The 2483-nt window shown below is 37.7% G+C and carries 2 protein-coding genes; both read left to right on the top strand.

Annotated features, from left to right (window positions below):
- The first annotated feature begins 50 nt into the window (after positions 1–50).
- Entirely contained in the window at positions 51–1244 is a 1194-nt protein-coding gene (locus tag JGH11_RS19720; protein ID WP_201114634.1) for a C40 family peptidase, read from the top strand.
- Between the two features lie 32 nt (positions 1245–1276).
- The gene (locus JGH11_RS19715; RefSeq protein WP_201114632.1) at positions 1277–2428 is read left to right on the top strand and encodes a dipeptide epimerase; all 1152 of its coding nucleotides are present in this window, start codon (positions 1277–1279) and stop codon (positions 2426–2428) included.
- Positions 2429–2483: the final 55 nt, after the last annotated feature.

Raw genomic sequence — 2483 nt, 5'->3', positions numbered from 1 at the left:
CATTATAACGGTTTTGTATAAAACATTCACCAATTCTCAATACTTCCAATATGAAAAAGCTATTTATTCTTTTTATTACAATACTGTCTAGTACATTCATATTTAGCCAGAATGTAGAGAAGCATCCCGAACTAAAAAATATAATAGACAGTATACAGCAAAAATATATACCAGACAAACGGGTTAGTGTCTATGAAATCAACATTTCAGGTAAAATAAACAGCCCCATACTGAAAGGATATATATCTGACAAGCATGTACATAACGAACTAAATAAAGCTGTAAAAAATAAATATAAAATTTTCACAGACAGCATACAACTACTGCCATCAGTCGAACTGGGCGACCAGAAATTTGGAGTTATCAACTTATCGGTAGCAGACATACGTACCAAAGGCGATTTCTCGGCAGAAATGGCTACACAAGCAATGCTAGGCACACCATTACGTGTACTTCAAAAAGATGGATGGTACAGAATACAAACTCCAGACGGATATATAGCTTGGACCCAACAAGCTACTTTTCAGCCGATGAACAAAGAAGAATTTAATATCTGGACTAAATCTCCAAAAATTATTTTTACCGATTATTTCGGTTTTGGATATCAATATCCCGACAAAGAAAGACAGACTGTTTCAGACCTTGTAGTAGGAAATATCTTAAAATATGAGGGTGAGGAAGGTGACTTCTACAAAGTATCATACCCAGATGGGCGAAATGCATATATACTTAAAAGTCAATCAAGAAAGTATAACGAATGGTACGCTTCGCTGAATCCGACAGGTGAAAATTTTGTAAAAGAATCATTTAAAATGATGGGAATCCCATATGTATGGGGTGGCACCTCGGCGAAAGGCATGGACTGTAGCGGCTTTACCAAGACGGTATTATTCCTGCATGGAATTATTCTTACGAGAGATGCTTCACAGCAGGTAAATACTGGAATACCGATAGATATAAGTACCGGATACAGCAATCTACAAATAGGTGATCTTATGTTTTTTGGAAAAAAAGCTTCCGACAACAAAAAGGAACGTATCCGACATGTAGCATTCTACATAGGGAATAATGAATTTATTCATGCTTCGGGATGTATACGAATAGGCAGCCTAGACCCTGCAAAACCGAATTATGATGAAGTAAACACAAAAGAATTTATCAGAGCATCGCGTGTTATAGGCGCTATAGATACAAAGGGAATCTGGTCTATAGACAACAATCCTATGTATAAAGTACAACCGTAATATTAAAATTAATCCGTTAAAATAAAATAGGCATGGCACAATCGAGACGCAATTTTCTAAAAGCTACTGCTTTTGCAGCTATAAGCAGTAGTATCGCAGCAAGTACGCCTTTAAATATATTCGCTCAAAACAATAAAAAAACAGTATCTTCAGGTAGCAAAAAGATGAAACTCAGTTTCAAACCATACGACCTGCAACTGCGCCATGTATTCACTATCGCTAACTCGTCGCGTACTACAACACCCGTTGTACTTACCGAAATATCTTTTGATGGAATTACCGGGTATGGAGAAGCTTCTCTCCCACCATATTTAGGAGAAACCCAAGCCTCAGTCATTGAGTTTTTGAAAAAAGTGAACCTTGAGCAATTTTCAAGCCCTTTCGAACTGGACGACATACTGACCTACATCGACACAATAGCCGAAAATAATACTGCAGCAAAAGCGTCTGTCGATATAGCGTTACACGATTTAGTAGGTAAACTAATGAATCAGCCTTGGTATAAAATATGGGGGCTAAACAAAGAAAACACTCCATCTACAACCTTTACTATTGGAATAGATACTGTCGAAGTTGTAAAACAAAAAACACGCGAGGCCTCACCATATAATATCCTCAAAGTGAAACTGGGACGAGATACCGACAAGCAAATGATAGAAGCTATAAGAACGGTAACAGATAAGCCTATTGCCGTAGATGCCAATCAGGGATGGAAAGACAAACATCAGGCACTGGATATGATCTATTGGCTCAAAGAACGAAACATAGTAATGATAGAACAACCTATGCCAAAATACAATCTGGACGATGCGGCATGGGTTACAGAACGCAGCCCTTTACCTATATTTGCTGACGAATCTTTTCAACGACTTACTGATGTACTCAAGCTAAAAGGTGCATTCTCGGGAGTAAATATCAAATTGATGAAATGTACGGGTATGCGTGAGGCTTGGAAAATACTAACCGTAGCCCGCGCTGCAAATATGAAAGTGATGATAGGTTGTATGACTGAAACTTCTTGTGCCATATCCGCTGCCACTCAGCTATCTCCGGCTGTAGATTGGGCCGACTTAGACGGAAACCTGCTCATCAGTAACGATTGTTTCAATGGAGTAACAGTAGTTGATGGAAAGTTGAAGCTGAACGATCTAGCAGGTATTGGTATTGAAAAACATAAAAGTTAGAATAAAGAAATATTCAATACTACATTTTTATATCAAAAGATATTATAGTTATCAC

This window comes from Dysgonomonas sp. Marseille-P4677 (assembly GCF_016652235.1).
Taxonomy (GTDB): Bacteria; Bacteroidota; Bacteroidia; order Bacteroidales; family Dysgonomonadaceae; genus Dysgonomonas.
Note: the sequence above shows the minus strand (reverse complement) of the source record. Positions and strands in the feature narration are given on the sequence as shown.

Bases quoted from the DNA above. Each gene is read 5' to 3' on its own strand.
- JGH11_RS19720 (WP_201114634.1), top strand. From the start codon at position 51: ATGAAAAAGCTATTTATTCTTTTTATTACAATACTGTCTAGTACATTC.
- JGH11_RS19715 (WP_201114632.1), top strand. From the start codon at position 1,277: ATGGCACAATCGAGACGCAATTTTCTAAAAGCTACTGCTTTTGCAGCT.